Genomic DNA, 20,105 nt, shown 5'->3' on the forward strand with positions numbered 1-20,105 from the left:
GCCTGAAAAAGCCTGCTGCCCCGCCCCGGCCAGGCCTGACGGCCAGCGGCTTGGCTTCAACCGTTGAGCCGCGCCGGATCACTCTGCAGCAGCACCTTGGCCTGAAGACCGGCCAGGGTTTGCTTGAGCCGTGAGCTGCCTCGGCCCTGGCTGGCCTCCTTGTCCTGCTGCAAGGCCTGGTGCAGCGCGCCGAGCAGGTTCTGCGTCTTCGAGGATTTGACCGGTGTGGTCTTGTCGTCCTCCAGATGGCCCATCACGTAGCGGGAAATTCGCGTGGACTGACTTGCCGACTGAGCGACGGTGGCGTTGACCAGTGCGCCCTTGTCATAACCGATGCTGGTCTTGCTGCTCGCCTGATCGTTGATCTGGTAATACAGATAGTTCTGCGACTTGGCATCGCGCCCCAGGTCCAGTTTCTGCCCGGCATACAGGGGCTTGTGGTAGTTGGCGGTCAGATGCGACTGCTGATCCTGAACGATGGTCCGGTTGAGCTGGTCATGGCCTTTGGATTGCGTGGCCTGTGACAGGTCATAGGCGAAGCTGTCCAGCTCATTGAGCCGCGCAGGGTTACTGGCCGTGGTCTTCTCGGTCACCGAGGCACTGAAGTCGGCCAGGCCCGTCAGCAGGCTGTGATCGGTGTCGGTCAGTTCGATGGAATTGACCGTTTGCGGTGCGCTGGCCGCGCGCGTGTCGGGATAGTGGCTGTGCAACGTGGTGAAGGCGTCCTCGAACATCGACAACAATTGCGGATCACCGTCGCCACGTTTGCGCGCTGCCTCGATCTGGCTGATGTAGCCCTTGAGCGCCTTGGCCTGCTGGTTGCTGTCGCCCAGGACTGCCGCATTCCTGAGGTCCACGGACATGTTCAGGTCGCCCGCCGCGCCATTCATGCGGACCGAGCGCTGATCGGCATCGGCATGCAGCTCCAGGGTCTGGGTGCTGTCGTCATCGAGCTTGAAACGGGTGCTCAGGTCGACCGATGAAAACGCCTTGGCATCGAACTGGGTCAGCGCATCGAGCTTGAGTTGGGGTGGCCTGGCGGTCAGTCCGTCGATCGCCGACTGAAAACCATCGGCCATCTTGCCCAGCGCCGCGAGTTCGTCATCGGTGAGCTCGCCGCCACTGACATCGGCCTGCACCGCCAGCCCGTTGTCCTGGCTGGACAGGGTCAATTGCACGGTTTTGCCACTGGCGGTCTTGAGCGTCAGGCTGATGCTGTTGTCCGCCGCACTGCTGTGCAGTTTGGCTTGCGCGGCGGACAGTTGCGCAGGTTCAAGGGCCTTGCCGGTAGAGGAGCGGATCACCGACTGGGAGATACCCTTGTTGGTTTCTGCCAGCTGGGCCAGCAGCGACGCGCCCAGCCCCTGGAACCGGCTGCTGCCCGAAGAGCTGCTGAAATTGCCCATCATGGCCAGCGACACCTTGTCCTGGCGGGTGTATTCCCAGGCAGGGGCAACCTCCGGATCGGCTATCACCCCGCGGGCGTTATAGGTCTGTGCATCGACGACGCTGGTGTCTTGCCCCAGGATCACAATCGACGAGGGTGAGGACGTGACGGCGGCGGCCACACTCGGGCTGCCTGCTACAGGCACGCTGACCGCGGCACTGGCGATGATCAGCGGCTGCGCGGTCGAAAGGGAAGAAATCGAAGTCATTGCACGTCCATGTTCAAGTGAGTAAGGAGTTTCCTACCCACTCTGTCGGCAGCGGCAATTGTAACTTTAGTGATACAAAGCCAGGCGCGCTGCACCCACGCCTGACGCTGAGCCAACTGCCGTTCAGCTCAGGGCCTGGGCGATTTCTGCAAGGATTGCCGGGTCGTCGATGGTTGCCGGGACGCAATAGTCCTCCCCGTCCGCCATTTTGCGCAGCACCGCGCGCAGGGTTTTACCCGAGCGCGTTTTGGGCAGGCGCTTGACCACCACGACCCGATTGAAACAGGCCAGGGCACCAATGCGTTCGCGCACCAGCGCCACCAGTTCACGCTGTACCTGGGCGGGCTCCTGAAGCCCGCCGTCCTTGAGCACCACAAGCGCCAGCGGGACCTGGCCCTTTATCGGGTCATGCACGCCAATTACCGCGCTTTCGGCTACGGCGCGGTGCTGGCCGACCAGATCCTCCATTTCACCGGTAGACAGCCGATGACCGGAAACATTGATCACGTCATCGGTGCGCCCCATGATGTAAACGAAACCCTGCGCGTCGATGTAACCGCCGTCGCCGGTGTTGTAGTAGCCGGGGAACGCTTGCAGGTACGCCTGCAAGTAGCGCGAATGATCCCCCCACAAAGTCTGGCTGCATCCCGGCGGCAGCGGCAGCGCAATGACGATCGAACCCTGCTCGCCTGGATCGAGCAGGCGCCCTTCTTCGTCCATGACCTGCACCGCGTATCCCGGAACCGCCCGGTTGCTGGACCCCGGCGCCGGGTCATGTCCGGCGAGGCCCAGGCACGGCGCGGTCACCGGCCAGCCGGTTTCCGTCTGCCACCAGTGGTCCAGCACCGGTTTACCGGTCAACTGCTGCAGCCACTGATGGGTGCTGGAGTCGAGCTTTTCGCCGGCCAGAAACAGTTGCCTGATCGAGCTCAGGTCGCGGCCTTCAAGGAGTCGCCCGTCCGGGTCCTCCTTGCGAATCGCACGCATGGCCGTGGGCGCACAAAACAGCGCGTTGACCCGATACTGCTCGATGATGCGCCAATAGGCCCCGGCGTCCGGGGTACGAATCGGCTTGCCTTCGTAAAACACCGTGGTGCAACCGGCCATCAGCGGGCCGTAGACAATCAGCGTGTGGCCGACCACCCAACCGACATCGGAAATCCCCCACCAGACATCCCCGGCGTGCATGCCATACACCTGGGCCATGGTGTAGAGCATGGCCACCGCATGCCCGCCGTTTTCGCGAACGATCCCCTTGGGTTTACCGGTGGTACCCGAGGTGTAGAGAATGTACAGCGGGTCAAGGCTGGCGACCGGCACCGGGTCCACAGGCTCGACGCCTTGCAGCGCAGCGCGCCAGTCCAGGTCGCGACCCGGTTGAAGATCCGCCAGCGACGGCTCGCGCTGCCAGAGCAACACGTGATCGGGCTTGTAGGTCGCCAGCTGCAGCGCTTTGTCCACCAGGGGTTTGTAGGCAATGACCCTGTCGAATTCCAGGCCGCAGGAGGCCGTCAGCAGCAGCCTGGGTTTCAGGTCGTCGATGCGCAATGCCAGCTCATGAGGTGCGAAACCACCGAAGACCACCGAATGCATGGCGCCGATCCGCGCACAGGCCAGCATGGCCATGGCCGCCTGCGGCACCATGGGCATATAGATGATGACGCCATCGCCCTTGCGCACGCCCAGCTTGCGCAGCAGACCAGCCAGGCGCGCTACCTCATCGCAGAGCTGGCTGTAGCTGTAGCTCGCTTGCTGGCCGGTGACGGGAGAATCGTAGATCAGCGCCAGTTGATCACCCCGGCCAAGCTCGACCTGCCGATCCAGCGCCAGGTAACAGCTGTTCAGCTGCCCATCGGCAAACCAGCGGTGCGTCCCGTCAGGCATCGTCTGCAGGGTCTGTTGCGGTGCGCGGTACCAGGCCACCTGCCGAGCCTGCTCAGCCCAGTACTCCTCCGGGCTGGCAATGGAACGCTGATGATGGTGGGCATGCTGAGCGCTTGCCGGTGCGCCGTTGCGGTCATTCATCCGTGTATCCCTGTGATTGTTTTTATGAGGGGGCGACAACACAGGAATCAACTTAGCAGAAGCTCAAGGGCTTGCCATCTGGTCGTTATCCATGGCGCTGACAGAGGCGCTACCGCCGGCGAGTCGGACTGCTACAGGGGCTGTGTCGGTGGTGCAACTTACGCCGTGCGGCTGCCGGCGACTCGTTGCGCCAGTAGCCCGGCCAACGCCAGTAACGCCAGTACGATCACCACCGATCCGTAGACATTGGTGGTGACGATCAAACCCTGGGTCTTTATCGCCAGCCCGGCAACCAGCGCCGGCACGCAGAACGCCAGGTAACTGAGGGCCAGAAACGCGGACATCAGGCCGGCACGTTCATGGGCGTGGGCCAAAGGCAACAGCAAGCGCAAAGCTCCGAGAAAACTGGCGCCGAAACCAATGCCCGCGATCACCGCCCCCGTGAAGAACAGCCACAGCCAGCCCAGATTGACCGCCAGCAGCACCACTGACACCCCCACGGCGAGGAAACTGCAGCCCACCAACAACGCCAACTGCGGCGCCTTGAGGCGCAGGCTCATGATCGAGATCGCGCCGCTGATGGTCAGCGCTGCGACTGCCAGCCCGCCATTGAGGACCGACTTCGAACCGGTGGCGGCGGCCAGCAGCGAGGGTGCCAGCGACAGAAAAAAGCCGCCCAGCGCCCAGGCGGCGATATCCGCTGGCAATACCAATAACAGGGTGCTGCGGGCTCGTTGCGGCACATATAAGGTGGGTCTGAGGGTCTTGAGGACGCCGGCTTGCGGGGTCACCGTCTCCTGAATACGACACAGGTACAGCGCCTGGCAGGCGAACGCCGCCAGCAGCAGCCCGTACACGAGCAGCAGCGGCAACGGCGCAAACTCGACCAAGATGCTGGTGCCCAGCGCGCCCACGGCCATCCCCAGCATGGGTGTGACGCTGTTGATCAGCGGACCCTGGGACACCGACGTATCGAGCATGGCCGCGCCCAGCGCGCTGGTGGCGATGGCGGTGGCGATTCCCTGCAGTACCCGCGCGGCAATCAGCCAGCCGACGTCACTGGCGCTGATGAACAGCAGCATGGAGAGCATCTCCAGCACCAGCGCGGCAAGGATCACCGGGCGTCGGCCCAGATAGTCGGACAGCGAGCCGAACACCAGCAGCGTCGCCAGCAGGCTCAAGGCATACACCGCAAAAATGAGCGTCAGCGACGCCGAGGAAAATCCCCATGCCTGCTGGTACACATGATAAAGCGGCGTGGGCGCGCTGGATGCGGCAAAAAAGCCCAACATCACCAACGCCAGGTATCCCAGGTGACCTCGGCCCCGACCATCTACTTGCGGGTTCTGCAAAGAATCAGACACGAGTACACTCTCCCAAAAAAGCACGCTATAAAAGCTATGAATTTGCGTTAGCGAGTGTGCGAGCAGAATCCGCTTAAAGCAAATACTTTGTGTTAAGGTCCGCCCCATGGCTATCAAAGAAGGCATTCGTACCGGCGGCCGCAGTGCCCGGGTGCAGACATCGATTCACGCGGCAGTGCGCGATCTGCTGCTGGAACAAGAGCGCTCGGCCCTCAGCGTGCCGATGATCGCCGCACGCGCCGGCGTCACCCCCTCGACCATCTATCGCCGCTGGGGCGACCTGACCGCGCTGCTGGCCGACGCTGCGGTCGAGCGCCTGCGGCCCGACGAGCCGGTCGATTGCGGCAACCTGCGCGACGACTTGCGTACCTGGGTGGAGGTGTATCTGGAGGAAACCAGTTCGGCCCCCGGTCGCGAGATGATGCGCGACGTCGTGGCCAGCAGCGCGACCCTGTGCTCCGGCAAGTGCCTGAACATGGTCCGCGATCAGCTGCAGATCATCATCGACCGCGCCCAGGCCCGCGGTGAACGCAGCCCGGGCGCCGATGAGCTGGTCGACGCCGTGGTCGCGCCGATGGTCTATCGCATCCTTTATGCCGAATCGCCGCCCACCCTGGAGCGCATGCACCAATTGCTCGACCGCTGCCTGGGATGAGCAAGGTGCCCCTCAACTGGGTATGATGGCCGGCCCTGGACCACCGGTGTCTCTCTCCCATGCATACCCTCGCAGACCTGCGCGCCGGCAAGCTGGCGGGCATCAAGCGGCTGGATCTCAGCTGCGGCCTCACGCAATTTCCCGACGAAATCTTCAGCCTCAGCGACACTCTGGAAACGCTGAATCTGAGCGGCAATCAGTTGAGCGAGCTGCCCGACGATCTGCACCGACTCAAGCACCTGAAAGTCCTGTTCTGCTCGGACAACCTGTTCACCCGTTTACCGGAAGCACTGGGACGCTGCGAACAGCTGTTTTTTGTCGGCTTCAAGGCCTGCAGGATCAGCGAAGTTTCCCCCCGCGCCCTGCCCCCGGCCTTGCGCTCGCTGGTGCTGACCGACAATCGCATCGAGTCGTTGCCGCAAGCGCTGGGCCAGTGCCAGTACCTGAAAAAGCTGATGATGGCCGGCAATCGCTTGCACAGCCTGCCCGAATCCCTGGCCGCGTGCCGACGCCTGGAACTGGTGCGCATTGCCGCCAACAACATTCGCCAGCTGCCCGAATGGCTGCTGAAAATGCCTGCGCTGGCGTGGCTGGCGTTTGCTGGCAACCCACTGAACGACATCCACGTCGAGTCGCCCATCGGGCAGATTCCCTGGCAGCAACTGGCGCTGCAGCAAGTGCTGGGCGAAGGCGCCTCAGGGGTGATTCAACAGGGAGTATGGCTGGATGACGACGGGGTTTCGCACGCAGTGGCGGTCAAGCTCTACAAGGGCGAGCTGACCAGCGACGGTTCGCCGCTCAATGAGATGGCGGCCTGCATTGCCGCAGGCTTGCACGGCAACCTGATCCCGGTCCTGGGGCAGGTCTGTGCTCATCCGCAAAACGCCCATGGGCTGGTGATGGAGCTGATTTCCCCACGCTTCACCACACTGGCCCGGCCGCCGAGCCTGGAGTCCTGCACACGCGATGTCTATCAGGGCACACGCCTGAGCTTGCCGACGATCCGGCGCATTGCTGCGGGCATCGCCTCAGCTTGCCACCATCTGCACGCCCGCGGCATCAACCACGGCGACCTGTATGCCCACAACATTCTCTGGGAAGAAAGCGGCGATAGCCTGCTGGGGGATTTTGGCGCCGCCGCGTTTTATCCGGATGCAGAAACCGGGCGGGCATTGGAGCGCATCGAAGTGCGGGCGTTGGGGATATTGCTGGGGGAGCTGCTGACGTGCTGCGATGCCAGCGAGACCGAAACCGCCGGGCTGAGGGATTTGCAGCGGCGTTGCGTGCAGGTCGACATCCTGAAGCGCCCGAGTCTTATGCAACTGCAGCAGGCGCTCAGCAGCCTGTAGCCGCACGCTTGCCGGCGGCGGCTTTGCCATCGCTACCGCCGGCGAGCCGGATTGCTACAGGGGTTTGTGTATGCGCCAATTTTGAAGATGCCGCAGCCAGCATCCGTAGCAGCATGCCGAGAACCCGGCACCGCCCAGGACAGAACAGGCGCAGTGCCACACAAAGGGTATTTACCCTGCCAGCCCTACGTAGACGTTCTGCACGTCATCGTGGCTGTCGATCGCTTCCAGAAAGGCTTCGACCTCGGCCATCTGCTCGTCGCTCAGGCCATCCACCGGGTTTTTCGGGCGATAACCGATCTTCGCCGACTCGACCGTGAAACCGAATTCCGGCAGCGCCTTGCACACGGCGTCCAGATCGATGATCTCGGTGTAGAACATCGTCGCGCCTTCATCACCGGCTTCAACCTCTTGAGCGCCCGCTTCGATGGCGGCTTCGTCGGCGTCCACATCGGAGCTGGCCGCTACCGCTTCGATCATGCCCAGGTGATCGAAGTCCCAGGTAATCGAACCCTCGGCGCCCAGTTGCCCCTTGCGGAACAGCACGCGGATCTCGGAGACGGTGCGATTGATGTTGTCGGTCAGGCATTCGACGATCACCGGAACCTTGTGCGGGGCGAAGCCTTCGTAGGTCAGTTTCTCAAAATGCACGTGCTCGCCCAGCAGCCCGGCGCCTTTCTTGATCGCCCGTTCCAGGGTTTCACGGGGCATCGAGGCCTTTTTTGCCTGCTCGACCACCAGACGCAAACGCGCATTCATGTCCGGATCGGCGCCGGAGCGCGCAGCAATCATGATTTCCTTGGACAGCTTGCCAAAAATACGCCCCTTGGCGTTGGCTGCTGCTTCTTTGTGTTTGACCTTCCACTGTGCGCCCATGATTGCTCTCTTGTTCCGGTGGCGATAAACCGTCCATGCCGGCCCGGCGTGGCGCGCCGGACCGATGACGGTGAATGCTGAAAAATGGTGACCGATGATGACACGCCCATGCAGATCCATGGCGCCCGGCGCATTTTATACGCGATGACGACAGATGAAACCCCCGGCGTGCTGCCATCGATCAAACGGTGGTCGAGAAGTTTCGCGGAAAACATCACCACGACGCCTGGGATTTCTAAGCGAAGCCTGTAGTCCCCTTCCGAAAATTCAGCAGTCGCCCTTTTGGTCTGTAGCTTTTCGTACCCTCTGCACCCCGAATTTTCATGGTGAAACAGCAGATGCGCGAAGACCCGCACGTGACAATGTCCCTGGACATCGCCGGTAGCCCGGGCGATATGCAGGTCATCGGCGTCAACGGTCAGGACCGGCTGAATGCGCCCTTCTGCTTTGATGTGGATATCGTGACCTGGGATGCAACATTCGATGGCAACAGCCTGTTGCAACGCGAGGCCTGGCTGACCTTCGGTGTGGACACAGACAACGACTGTGGCGTGCATGGCCAGGTATACAGCGTCAGACGGCTGCACCGTGGGGTCGATCTGACCCTGTACCGAGTGCGCCTGATGCCGGCCCTGCAGCGACTTGGCGCAAGCGTTCGCCGGCGCAGTCACAACGGCCTGACGGTGCCGCAAATCATCGCCCGCCTGCTCGACCACCACGGCGTTGCGCAACAGGCGTTCCGCTTCGACCCGCTGATCGGCGTCTATCCCGCCCGCGAACACTGTGTGCAGTACGACGAAAGCGACCTGCAGCTGCTCTGCCGCTTGTGCGAGGAGGAAGGCATCAGCTTTCGCTTCGAGCAGCAGCGGGACGGCCACTGCCTGGTGTTCTCCGATGATCCGGCAGCTTTCCCTGAACGTCCCACAGCGCTGCACCCCGAGCATCTGGTCGAGCGACTGTCGGTGCAGACCTGCCACAGCAGCCATGCCGGTGAGCGCTACGCCCCTGACGGCGTGGCCGCGCCTGCGGGCCACGATGGCGCGGACAATCAGCCGTCCTGGCCCGGCAATGATGCGCGCGAGAACCACCGGCACTGTCAGCAGCGCAGCGGCCGCAACCTGGAGCGTTTGCGCTGCGAGCGTCGGGATATCCGCGGACGCAGCGATCAGGGCTGGCTGCGCAGCGGGCAGGTGATACGCGTGGAGGGACAACCCGACGCACTGTTGAACGATCACTGGCTGCTGACGCACGTGCGCCACTGCGCCAAGCAACTGGCACCGCTGAAGGATTGCCCCTCCAGCGATGCCATCGGCATTCTGCAGGCGATCAGCGTCGCCAATCGCGACTGGCCGCAAGCCGCAAGCGAACTGCCGCTCCTGGCCAGCTACAGCAACCACTTTCGAGTCATCCCATGGACGATGCCGTTCCGTCCTTCGGTGAAGCACCACCGGCCGGTGGTTCTAGAGACTCTGCTCGCCACGCAGACCGCTGAACTCGCCGACCCGCTGGGGCGAGTGAAGATTCGCTATGACTGGCAACCGCAGAGCCCTGTGGACCACGAGCTGGACAGCTGGGCAAGCGTCGTCGGCAGCCTGGGCCAGCATCGCGCCGGAACGCGCTTGCGCATCAGGTTTTTCGAGGGCGACCCCGATCAGCCTCTGGCGTGCGGCACGCTCGGCGATGGTCAAGACACGGCACGGGTGATCCGCGTGCTACAAGCCGACAGCGCGGCATACGAGCCAGCCGCGCCGTCCGTGCAGCTGGGCGTCGATGAACAGTTGCGCGTCGACAGCGCTGCGCCTCTGCTGCTGCGCAGTGCACGAGCCACCCTGCGCATCACCGAAGACGGGATTCTCTGCGCACTGCGCAAGCGCCCCTGACCTGTTCAGGGGCGTGCTCCTGCGCATCAGCGATGCTTGAACGCCGGCTCACGCTTTTCGATGAACGCCGCCATGCCTTCCTTCTGATCGTCGCTGGCGAACGCAGAATGAAACACCCGGCGCTCGAAACGAATGCCTTCGGCCAGGCTGACTTCAAAGGCGCGATTGACGCTTTCCTTGACCATCATGGCGATTGGCAATGACTTGGCAGCGATTGACTGGGCGACCTTCAAGGCCTCCTCGAGCAACTGCTCCTGCGGCACGATGCGCGCGACCAGTCCGGCACGTTCAGCTTCGACGGCATCGATCATGCGTCCGGTCAGGCACATTTCCATGGCCTTGGCCTTGCCCACCGCACGGGTCAGACGCTGCGTGCCCCCCATACCCGGCAGCACCCCGAGCTTGATTTCCGGCTGACCAAAACGGGCGTTCTCAGCGGCCAGGATGAAGTCGCACATCAGTGCCAGCTCACAGCCCCCGCCCAAGGCGAAACCGGCGACCGCCGCGATGATCGGTTTGCGCCGGTTGGCCACCCGGTCGCTGTCACTGAACAGGTCATCCAGATAAATCTGCGGGTATTTAAGCTCGGCCATCTCCTTGATATCGGCGCCGGCGGCAAACGCCTTGGCTGAGCCGGTGAGTACGATACAGCCGATGTCGCGGTTGCTTTCCAGCTCGTCGAGGGCGTGGTTGAGTTCGCTGATCAGCTGCGAATTCAGTGCGTTCAGTGCCTCTGGACGGTTGAGGGTGATGAGGGCGACCCGACCTTGAACTTCTGTGAGAATCGTTGAGTAACTCATTGTTCTATATCCGTTTTATTATTCGACCAGGTAGGCTATAAACGACGTTAACCCGCTTTAAGTATTGTCCATAAATGATTGATAAATAACGATTAAATCAACTCAACCGCCATCGCGGTCGCTTCGCCGCCACCGATGCAGATCGCCGCGACGCCGCGCTGCAATCCGCGTTGCTTCAGAGCCGACAACAGGGTGACCAGAATGCGCGCCCCGGAGGCTCCGATCGGGTGCCCCAGTGCGCAAGCCCCGCCGTTGACGTTGACCCTGTCATGAGGCAACTCCAGCTTGCTCATAGTGACCAGCGTCACCACCGCGAACGCTTCATTGATCTCGAACAGGTCCACCTCGCCCAGCGCCCAACCGGTCTTGCCCATGAGCTTTTCAATGGCACCCACAGGCGCCGTAGGAAACAGCCCTGGCTGATTGGCGTACGCCGCATGGCCATGAATCACCGCCAAAGGCTTGAGCCCTCGCCGCTGAGCTTCGGACCTGCGCATCAGGGTCAGTGCGGCAGCGCCGTCGGAAATCGAGCTGGAGTTGGCTGCTGTGACCGTGCCGCCTTCACGAAAGGCCGGTTTGAGACCGGCAATCTTGTCCAGCCTGGCCTTGGGCGGTTGCTCGTCCTGGCGGATGAGTTTTTGCTCTTTGCCCGCGGTGACCTGTACCGGAACGATCTCGGCGTCGAACCAGCCCTGCCGCATCGCGTCCTGGGCGCGGGTCAGCGAGGCAATGGCGAATGCGTCCTGGGTTTCACGACTGAAGCCTTCGAACGAGGCGCACTCCTCGGCAAAGGTCCCCATTAATCGGCCGCGCTCATAGGCGTCCTCAAGACCGTCGCAAAACATGTGATCAATCACCTGACCGTGGCCCATGCGGTAACCGCTGCGGGCTTTGTCCAGCAGATACGGCGCGTTGGACATGCTCTCCATGCCGCCGGCGACCACCACCTCGGCAGTGCCGGCCAGCAGCAGGTCATGAGCCATGATCGCCGCCTGCATGCCCGAGCCACACATTTTGTTCAGCGTCGTGCACAGCGTGGCGTTACTCAGTCCTGCGCCCAGCGCCGCCTGACGCGCCGGTGCCTGGCCCAGGCCTGCGGGCAGCACACAACCAAAAAGCACCTGCTCGACATCCGCGCTGTCGAGCCCGGCACGCTCCACCGCGGCGCGGATCGCGGCCGACCCGAGCTGTGGCGCGGTGAGGCTTTTCAGATCGCCCTGAAAACCGCCCATGGGGGTGCGCACGGCGCTGACGATGACCACAGGGTCCTCATTGAGCAGCTGGCGTTTGTTCAGTGACATGACAAGATCTCCTCGATTCGATTAGCGCGCAGCCATGCGCAAGGCGCCGTCGAGACGGATCACCTCACCGTTGAGCATGCTGTTTTCAATGATGTGGCGGGCAAGCGCTGCATATTCTTCGGGCTTGCCCAGTCTTGGCGGAAACGGCACCCCGGCGGCCAGGCTTTCGCGCACCTGCGCGGTCATGCCGGCCATCATTGGGGTCTCGAAGATTCCCGGCGCGATGGTCATCACCCGGATCCCGAAGCGCGCCAGCTCCCGGGCCGCGGGCAACGTCAGACTGACGATCGCGCCCTTGGAGGCTGCGTAGGCCGCCTGGCCTATCTGGCCATCATAGGCAGCCGCTGAAGCGGTGTTGATGATGACGCCGCGCTCGCCGTTTGCATCCGCAGCGCCTTCGGCCATCGCGGCTGCCGCCAGACGCAACAGGTTGAAACTGCCCATCAGGTTGACGTTGATGACCCGGCTGAAACTGTCCAGACCATGCGGGCCCTCTTTGCCGAGAATCTTTTCGGCGCCGACGATGCCTGCGCAGTTGACCAGGCCATTGACCTGACCGAACTCGACCAGCGCCTTGTCCACCGCGGCCTTGGCGGCGCTCTGATCGGTGATGTCGGTGACACTGGCGCGCGCATTGGCGCCGAGGGTGTGCAGCTGAGTCTCGAGCGCCTGCTGGTTGACGTCGACCAGCATGACCCTGGCGCCTGCGTCGATGAGCATCTGCGCCGTGGCGGCTCCCAGGCCGGATGCGCCGCCACTGACCAGAAATACCTTGCCTTCGATCTGCATGATGGTGTCTTCCTTACACTTTTATTATTGGAGGGTCGTATCAGACCTTGGGAAATACTCCGCCCTGCAGGACAGATGAGCAATAGTCAAAGCGTGCACGGAGGGTGGTGGTTTTAGACAGGTGACGGCGCGCAGTCAGTGCTTGCGTTGCAATACCGCCTCACCGGCCTGAGCCGGCAGACGCCGGTTATCCAGCAAGGCCAGCAGCGCAATCAGCGCCACCCAGACGAATGTCAGCTGAAAGTCCGCCGTCAGCGCCTGCCCCTGATTGCCATGCAGGTACATCGAGCCGCGCAGCAACAATGCAGCGATCGCCACGCCCAGGCCCATGCTCAGCTGGAAAAACATGCTGAACATGGTCGAGGCATCGCTCATCTGCGCCTTGGGCACATCGGCAAAGCCCAGGGTATTGAACGCGGTGAACTGCATCGAGCGCGACAGCCCGCCGACAAACAGAATCAGCAGGATCAGCGGCCAGCCCATGCGCTCGTCGAGCAGCCCACAGGCAGCGATGGCCACCACGCCGATCACACCGTTGACCATCAGCACCGGGCGAAAGCCCCAGCGCTGCATGATGGCGCTGGTAAAAGGCTTCATCGCCAGGTTGCCGGCGAACACGCCCAGCACCAGCAAACCTGCATCGAACGCCGACAGACCGAAACCCAGCTGGAACATCAAGGGCAGCAGAAACGGCAAGGTGCTGATCGCGATACGGAACACCGAACCGCCGAGCAGGCTGACACTGAAGGTGCGGATGCCGATCACCTGGACATTCATCAGCGGCTCTGCACGTTTGCGCATGTGCGCCCAGGCCAAGGCGCCGCAGACCAACCCTACCCCGGTCAACAGCAGGCCTGGCCAGTGGCGGTCGCGGCCCTGCCCCAGCACTTCCATGCCATACAGCAGTGCCGTACAGGCCACGGCCAGCAGGACGAAGCCGGGGAAATCGAAGGCGCGCTGGCTGACCTCGTTACGTCGCGGGATCAGCACCCAGGTGGCAATCAGCGCCAATATGCCCAGCGGCAGATTGAGGTAGAAGATCCAGGGCCATGAGGCGTGAGTGACGATAAAACCGCCCAGTGGCGGGCCCAGCACCGGCGCCACCAATCCAGGCCAGGTGATCAGGGAAATCACCCGCACCAGGTCTTTTTTCTCGGTGGCGCGCATGACCGCCAGCCGCCCGACCGGCACCATCATCGCGCCGCTGATGCCTTGCAATACCCGCGCGGCGACGAAAGTTTCCAGGCTGGTGCTGATGCCACACAGCAGTGACGACAGGGTGAACAGCACGATAGCAGCGCCAAACACCAGGCGTGAGCCAAGGCGGTCCGCCAGCCAGCCACTGATCGGGATGAAGGCCGCAATCGCCAGCATGTAAGCGCTCATGCCGATATTCAGGTCCACCGCGGCAACGCCAAAGGTCTTCGCCATCTCGGGCAAGGCGGTAGCGATCACGGTCGCGTCGAGGTTCTCCATGAAAAAGGTGACCGCCACCAGCAAAGCGATCAGCGTCGATTGGCGTTGCGACATCAGCGTGCATCCTTCATCAAGCAGGGCAGAAAGCGCTCTAGAGTACCCGCTCGGGCCTATGCCGCGCAGATCGAAATCACCTCAGCCGGGGCGTGCCTTCGGAATCGGGCGATTACCGAACGGATTGCAGCGCCCACCGTTAGTCGAGACTTCTGCAAAATTAACTATCTGGTACATTTTGCTGTCAGGGCTTCCCTTTTGCAGGGTGGCTCAATAACAAGAGTCCATAGACATGACTGCAAAGCTTGCCCCACCCTCCATTCTTGCCGGCCTGATCGGCGCCGGCATCCAGGCCTCGCGCACGCCTTCGCTGCACGAACACGAGGGCGACGCCCAAGGCATGCGCTATCTGTATCGGATCATTGATCTGGATGCCCTCAAGCTTGACAACACCGCCCTCCCGCACTTGCTCGACAGCGCCGAGCACTGTGGTTTCACTGGCCTGAACATCACCTTCCCATGCAAGCAGGCGGTGATGCCGTTGCTCGACGAGCTGTCCAGCGAAGCGCGCAGCATCGGCGCGGTCAATACCGTGGTATTGCGGGACGGCAAACGCATCGGTCACAACACCGATTGCCTGGGATTTGCCGAGGGTTTTCGCCGGGGTCTGGACGCTGCGGCTCGCGCGCGCGTAGTGCAGATGGGCGCAGGAGGCGCCGGTGCGGCGGTTGCCCATGCACTGCTCAGTGAAGGTGTCGAGCAGCTGAGTATTTTCGACGTCGATGCCGGTCGCGCACAAAGCCTGGTCGACAACCTCAACGCGCATTTCGGCGCGGCCCGCGCCCGTGTCGGCCATGACTTGCCGGCGGCCATGGCTCTGGCCGATGGCCTGGTCAACACCACACCGGTGGGCATGAGCAAACTGCCAGGCACTCCGCTGCCGCTCGCGCTGCTGCGCACTGAGCTGTGGGTTGCAGAAATCATCTACCTCCCGTTGCAGACCGAACTGCTGGCCCACGCCCGCTCCTTGGGCTGCCGCACGCTGGACGGCAGCACCATGGCGGTATTTCAGGCGGTGAAGGCGTTCGAGCTATTCACCGGCGAGCGGGCCGATGCCGAGCGGATGCAGGGTTTTTTCAGCTCGCTGGACGGCTGATCGATCGCTCAGGGCAGCAGATAACGGGTGACCGAATCCTTGATCATCGCCTTGTGCCGCGCCTTCACGGCCTGATCCTCAAGGTCGATCTGGAAGATTTCGGAGAAGGTGTGGCGGTTGGACACCCGATAGAAACAGAACGAGCTGATCAGCATGTGCAGGTCCACTGCCTGCACACCCGGCCGGAACAGCCCTTGCTGCTCGCCCCGGCGCAACGTCTCGTCCAGCGCCTGCAGCACATGCTGGCTCAGGGCGCGAATGGTGGGTGACTGCTTGACGTTGTCACCGTTATGGATGTTCTCGATGCACACGATACGCACGAAGTCGACATTGCGATCATGGTGATCGAAGGTGAACTCGACCAGCCGCTCGATCGCCTCCATGGGCGCCAGGACGTCGAGTTTCAGGCTGGTCTCGGTGTGCCGGATATCGCCGTACAGCTTCTCCAGCACCTCGGTGTAGAGCTGCTCCTTGCTGTTGAAGTAGTAATAGATCATGCGCTTGGAGGTTTGCGTGCGTTCGGCGATGGCATCGACGCGCGCGCCTGACAGCCCCTGGGCGACGAACTCGGCGACGGCAGCCTGAAGGATGCCGTCACGGGTCTTTTCCGGATTGTTCTTGCGGCTCTTGCGTGGCGCCTCTACGGGCGCATCGGCAAGGGTGTCGTCGACGGTTTTCATGCTTGGCTCACGACCACGGTGGAATCGTCCGATTATGAGCCGCGCCGTCGCGTTACGGAAGCGGCATATGCCAGCATGCCATCAGTGCGTCAGAGCCGGGTCTGTCGCGTCGCACCGCTGCGCGACTTGGCCATGGCCGCCAGCCGCACCGGTACGTTGGCTGCACCATAGCCGACGTAGCCGTTCTTGCGCTGCAGGATCTCGAAGAAAAACCGCTCATCAAAGGCCTCGGTGTAGACGTGAAACAACTCGCCACCGTTGGCGTCGCGGTCGTACAGCACGTTGTAATACGCCAGTTCGCTGAGGAACTCGTCATCGAAATCGAAGCGCGCGGCCAGATCGTCGTAGTAGTTGAGCGCAATATCCAGCAACTGCACGCCCGCCTCCTTGGCCTTGGCCACCTGCGCAAAAATGTCGTCGCAGGCGAATGCGATGTGATGCACGCCTGAGCCGCGATAGCTCGACAAGGCGTGGGAAATGGCCGTATTGCGATTCTCCGAGATGTTCAGCGGCAGGCGTACGGTGCTGCAGCGGCTGCGCAATGCCCGGCTCTTCACCAGCCCGTACGGGTCGGGCAGAACCACCTCGTCGTCGGCCTCGAAGTCCAGCAGGCTTTTGTAGAACAGCACCCAGCTGTCCAGGCTGTCGGCGGGCAGCGCCATGGCCATGTGGTCAATGCGCTGCAGACCGCCTGAAACGGCGGCTGGCTGGCGGATGTTGAAGTCGCTGTCGTAGATCGACTGTCCGGGCGCGGCGGGCTCGACCAGATAAATCAGACTGCCATCGGGCGCGCGTACGGCGGGAATTTCCCGTTCGTTGGGCCCGACCAGGCCGCGATAGGGCTGGCCTTTGTAAAGCCGCGCGCGCTCCAGCGCAGCGTTGCCGCTTTCGACGCGCAGTGCCGTGGCGCACAGCGAGGGGCCATGGGACTCGAAGAAACTGTGGGCGAATGAATAGGGTTCGGCGTTGAGCACGATCTTGATGTCGCCCTGCCCGAGCAAGCGGACCGCTTTGGAGCGGTGCTGACCGAGCCTGGCGAAACCGAGGTTTTCCAGCCAGCCTGCCAGGCGCGCGCCTTGCGTATCGTCGACCGCGAATTCAAGGAACTCGACACCGTCGTAGGCGCCAGCCGCAGGTGGGCTGAACAGCAACTGCGGTTCGACCGGCTGTTTTTCCTGCTCCAGCAACAAGCGGGTCTTCTCTTCCAGATACAACAAGGAGCGCAGACCGTCAGCCGCGTTGGCCCGCGCCGGCGCCGCGCGGAAACCGTCGTTGAAGATCTCCAGCGACAGCGGACCGGTATAGCCGCTGCGCAGGATCGGCGCGAGAAAGCCCGGCAAATTGAACTCCCCCTGACCCGGGAAGCAGCGGAAATGCCGACTCCACTCCAGCACGTCCATGGCCAGAATGGGCGCATCGGCCATTTGCACGAAGAAGATCTTGTCGCCGGGAATATCGGCAATGGCGCTCGGATCGCCCTTGAGCGACAGGGTGTGAAAGCTGTCCAGCAACACCCCCAGGGATGGATGATCGATCTGCCGCACCAGATTCCACACTTGCTGCCAGGTATTGACGTGGCGGCCCCAGGCCAGCGCTTCATAGCCGACCCGCAGCTTGCGCGCACCGGCACGTTCGGCCAGCAGGGAGAGGTCGTCGAGCAGAATGCTCTGCTCACCCAACGAGTCGCTGGCAGTATTGCTGCAGACCAACACCAGGTCGGTGCCCAGTTCCTGCATCAGGTCGAACTTGCGCTCGGCGCGATCGATGTTGCGTTGCAGGCGATCACGGCGGCAGCCTTCAAAATCCCGGAAGGGCTGGAACAGGGTGATCGCAATCCCCAGGTCGGCACACATCTGGCGCACGTTGCGCGGGCTGCCGTCGTAGTACAGCAAATCGTTTTCAAAGATTTCCACGCCATCGAAACCGGCGGCGGCAATGGCTTCAAGCTTCTCCGGCAACGTGCCGCTCAAGGAAACGGTGGCAATCGAGCGCTGCATGATCTGACTCCTGAGTAATGACACCTGATGGACAGTCCGGCTGCGGCTCAGGCGTGAAGCGATTATTCTCCGGGTAAATTGCCACGGCAAATTAAATGTACGGACTGGTTAGTTTTGTGTTCGATAATCGCCCAAAAGCGTTTTATGTCAATTGACGCTGGGATGTCCGGTGCCCACCATTCTCAGCACATTGTCGAACAAGGCACCCCCACAGCTTGGAACCGATGCTGCCTCCCATCGGTAAACGCGATACCAGACACAACCATAACAATTCCAAGACAGGTTAAATGCTCATGCGCTCATACCCTGCTTCCCCTGCGTCCGACGCAGCCACGCCGGTGCACCCTCATGCCGGGTTCGGTGAAAAAATCCGCGGCGCCCTCGCCGTCGGCAAAACCCGCTGGGGCATGCTGGCCCTGGTGTTCTTCGCCACCACCCTGAACTACATCGACCGCGCCGCCCTGGGCGTCATGCAGCCTCTGCTGGCCAAGCAGATGAGCTGGACGGCGATGGACTACGCCAACATCAACTTCTGGTTCCAGGTCGGTTACGCCATAGGCTTCCTGCTGCAAGGCCGGTTCATCGACCGGGTCGGGGTCAAGCGCGGCTTCTTCCTCGCGGTATTGCTGTGGAGCTTCGTCACCGGCGCCCACGGCCTGGCCACGTCGGCCGCCGGCTTCATGGTCTGCCGTTTTATCCTGGGACTCACCGAAGCTGCCAACTACCCGGCCTGCGTGAAGACCACGCGTTTGTGGTTCCCGTCGGGTGAGCGCGCCGTGGCCACAGGCATCTTCAATGCCGGCACCAACGTCGGCGCCATGGTCACGCCGGCGTTGCTGCCGCTGATCCTCAGCGTCTGGGGCTGGCAGGCTGCTTTCCTGTGCATGAGCGTCCTGGGGCTGACCTGGGTGGTCATCTGGCGCTTGAAGTATTTCAACCCTGAGGACCACCCCACCGTGCGTCGCAGCGAGCTGGACTACATCAATGACGCGAGCGAACCCGAGCCTGCGCAGGTCAAGGTGCCATTTTCCAGCATCCTGAAGATGCGCGGCACCTGGGCCTTCGCCCTCGCCTATGCACTGACCGCGCCGGTGTTCTGGTTCTACCTGTACTGGTTGCCGCCGTTCCTCAACCAGCAATACGGCCTGGGCATCAGCGTCACCCAGATGGGCATCCCGCTGATGCTGATCTGGCTGACCGCAGACTTCGGCAGCATCGGTGGCGGCGTACTGTCATCGTGGCTGATTGGCCGGGGCATGCGCCCGACGACCTCACGGCTGGTGTCGATGCTGATCTTCGCCCTGACCATTATCTGTGTCGTCTTCGCCGCCAACGCCAGCGGCTTGTGGATGGCGGTCCTGGCAATCGCCCTGGCGGTCGGCGCGCACCAGGCGTGGACGGCGAACATCTGGAGCCTGGTCATGGACTACACGCCCAAGCACATGATGAGCACGGTATTCGGCTTCGGCGGCATGTGCGCCTCCATCGGCGGGATGTTCATGACCCAGATCGTCGGCGCCGTCCTGACCGCCACCCACAACAACTACAACGTGTTGTTCACCATGATCCCGGCGATGTACTTCCTCGCCCTGGTCTGGCTGTACTTCATGGCCCCGCGCCAGGTGGAAACGGCCCGCGACTGAGGCGACATGGGCGCAGACACAGGGCTGCACGAGTGATCGTGCAGCCCTTTTTTATGCAAAGCGTTGCTGACGAATGCGTACTTGCACATGATTCTGACCGCAGGCCGCCTTGCTGACGAATGCGTAATTGCTCTTGATTCTGGCCGAAGGCCGTGGGAGCCAGCTTGCTCGCGATCTGGTGCGAAGCGCCAGCAAGGCCTGCAACTGCGGTGTGTCTGATACAACCAGGCGTCTGGATTCACTGCCGGTGCCCGGCAGATCGTCGGCAAGCCTGACTCCCACGCCCTCCGGGCAGAAGCAGCACGCGCCTTTGATTCTGACCGCAGGCCGCCTTGCTGACGAATGCGTACTTGCTCTTGATTCTGGCCGAAGGCCGTGGGAGCCAGCTTGCTCGCGATCTGGTGCGAAGCGCCAGCAAGTCCTGCAACTGCGGTGTGTCTGATACAACCCAGGCGTCTGGATTCA

15 protein-coding genes are annotated in these 20,105 nt (G+C 62.5%); 5 read left to right on the plus strand and 10 right to left on the minus strand.

Going from position 1 to position 20,105, the window contains the following annotated elements; genetic code table 11:
- Window positions 1–56: 56 nt before the first annotated feature.
- The 3 genes from ACI2KS_RS19095 to ACI2KS_RS19105 all read right to left on the minus strand — a co-directional run bounded on the left by ACI2KS_RS19095 (window position 57) and on the right by ACI2KS_RS19105 (window position 5,044).
- The gene (locus ACI2KS_RS19095) at window positions 57–1,655 is read right to left on the minus strand and encodes a lactate dehydrogenase (protein WP_404622552.1); all 1,599 of its coding nucleotides are present in this window, start codon (window positions 1,653–1,655) and stop codon (window positions 57–59) included.
- Window positions 1,656–1,778: 123 nt separating this feature from the next.
- Window positions 1,779–3,680, minus strand: a complete 1,902-nt coding sequence (locus ACI2KS_RS19100) for a propionyl-CoA synthetase (protein WP_404622553.1) — start codon at window positions 3,678–3,680, stop codon at window positions 1,779–1,781.
- Window positions 3,681–3,838: 158 nt separating this feature from the next.
- Complete coding sequence (locus tag ACI2KS_RS19105; protein ID WP_404622554.1) at window positions 3,839–5,044, minus strand: MFS transporter; 1,206 nt, start codon at window positions 5,042–5,044, stop codon at window positions 3,839–3,841.
- Window positions 5,045–5,150: 106 nt separating this feature from the next.
- Here ACI2KS_RS19105 and ACI2KS_RS19110 point away from each other — a divergent pair, with 106 nt between their 5' ends.
- Complete coding sequence (locus ACI2KS_RS19110) at window positions 5,151–5,699, plus strand: TetR/AcrR family transcriptional regulator (RefSeq protein ID WP_404622555.1); 549 nt, start codon at window positions 5,151–5,153, stop codon at window positions 5,697–5,699.
- Between the two features lie 59 nt (window positions 5,700–5,758).
- Window positions 5,759–7,048, plus strand: coding sequence for a leucine-rich repeat-containing protein kinase family protein (locus ACI2KS_RS19115; RefSeq protein ID WP_404622556.1), 1,290 nt, complete (start codon window positions 5,759–5,761; stop codon window positions 7,046–7,048).
- A 171-nt stretch (window positions 7,049–7,219) separates the two neighbouring features.
- Here ACI2KS_RS19115 and ACI2KS_RS19120 read toward each other — a convergent pair whose 3' ends face one another.
- On the minus strand, window positions 7,220–7,924 hold the full coding sequence (locus ACI2KS_RS19120; protein WP_404622557.1) for a YebC/PmpR family DNA-binding transcriptional regulator: 705 nt from the start codon (window positions 7,922–7,924) through the stop codon (window positions 7,220–7,222).
- Window positions 7,925–8,247: 323 nt separating this feature from the next.
- On the opposite strand from ACI2KS_RS19120, the gene ACI2KS_RS19125 reads away from it, so the two are divergent.
- Window positions 8,248–9,804: a type VI secretion system Vgr family protein gene (locus ACI2KS_RS19125; protein WP_404622558.1), complete on the plus strand. Its 1,557-nt coding sequence runs from the start codon at window positions 8,248–8,250 to the stop codon at window positions 9,802–9,804.
- A gap of 26 nt (window positions 9,805–9,830) precedes the next feature.
- Here the strand turns inward: ACI2KS_RS19125 and ACI2KS_RS19130 are convergent, their stop codons facing one another.
- The 4 genes from ACI2KS_RS19130 to ACI2KS_RS19145 form a co-directional block, all read right to left on the minus strand.
- A complete protein-coding gene (locus tag ACI2KS_RS19130) occupies window positions 9,831–10,604 on the minus strand; it encodes an enoyl-CoA hydratase (RefSeq protein WP_404622559.1) in 774 nt (257 codons plus the stop codon).
- A gap of 92 nt (window positions 10,605–10,696) precedes the next feature.
- Window positions 10,697–11,905 (minus strand): acetyl-CoA C-acyltransferase, encoded by a 1,209-nt coding sequence (locus tag ACI2KS_RS19135; protein ID WP_404622560.1) that lies wholly within the window; start codon window positions 11,903–11,905, stop codon window positions 10,697–10,699.
- 21 nt (window positions 11,906–11,926) lie between these two features.
- A complete protein-coding gene (locus ACI2KS_RS19140; RefSeq protein WP_404622561.1) occupies window positions 11,927–12,694 on the minus strand; it encodes an SDR family NAD(P)-dependent oxidoreductase in 768 nt (255 codons plus the stop codon).
- A 135-nt stretch (window positions 12,695–12,829) separates the two neighbouring features.
- On the minus strand, window positions 12,830–14,224 hold the full coding sequence (locus tag ACI2KS_RS19145; RefSeq protein ID WP_404622562.1) for a DHA2 family efflux MFS transporter permease subunit: 1,395 nt from the start codon (window positions 14,222–14,224) through the stop codon (window positions 12,830–12,832).
- Window positions 14,225–14,456: 232 nt separating this feature from the next.
- On the opposite strand from ACI2KS_RS19145, the gene ACI2KS_RS19150 reads away from it, so the two are divergent.
- Window positions 14,457–15,320 (plus strand): shikimate dehydrogenase, encoded by an 864-nt coding sequence (locus ACI2KS_RS19150; protein ID WP_404622563.1) that lies wholly within the window; start codon window positions 14,457–14,459, stop codon window positions 15,318–15,320.
- A gap of 8 nt (window positions 15,321–15,328) precedes the next feature.
- On the opposite strand, the gene ACI2KS_RS19155 is transcribed toward ACI2KS_RS19150, so the two are convergent.
- Window positions 15,329–16,000 carry a TetR/AcrR family transcriptional regulator gene (locus ACI2KS_RS19155; protein ID WP_404622564.1) on the minus strand — a complete coding sequence of 224 codons (672 nt, stop codon included), beginning with the start codon at window positions 15,998–16,000 and terminating at the stop codon, window positions 15,329–15,331.
- 89 nt (window positions 16,001–16,089) lie between these two features.
- Window positions 16,090–17,997 (minus strand): 3-dehydroshikimate dehydratase QuiC, encoded by a 1,908-nt coding sequence (gene quiC, locus ACI2KS_RS19160; protein ID WP_404622565.1) that lies wholly within the window; start codon window positions 17,995–17,997, stop codon window positions 16,090–16,092.
- A gap of 287 nt (window positions 17,998–18,284) precedes the next feature.
- On the opposite strand from quiC, the gene ACI2KS_RS19165 reads away from it, so the two are divergent.
- A complete protein-coding gene (locus tag ACI2KS_RS19165; protein WP_404622566.1) occupies window positions 18,285–19,640 on the plus strand; it encodes an MFS transporter in 1,356 nt (451 codons plus the stop codon).
- Window positions 19,641–20,105: the final 465 nt, after the last annotated feature.

The sequence above is a fragment of the Pseudomonas sp. NPDC087358 genome, from assembly GCF_044900785.1.
Classification (GTDB): Bacteria; Pseudomonadota; Gammaproteobacteria; order Pseudomonadales; family Pseudomonadaceae; genus Aquipseudomonas.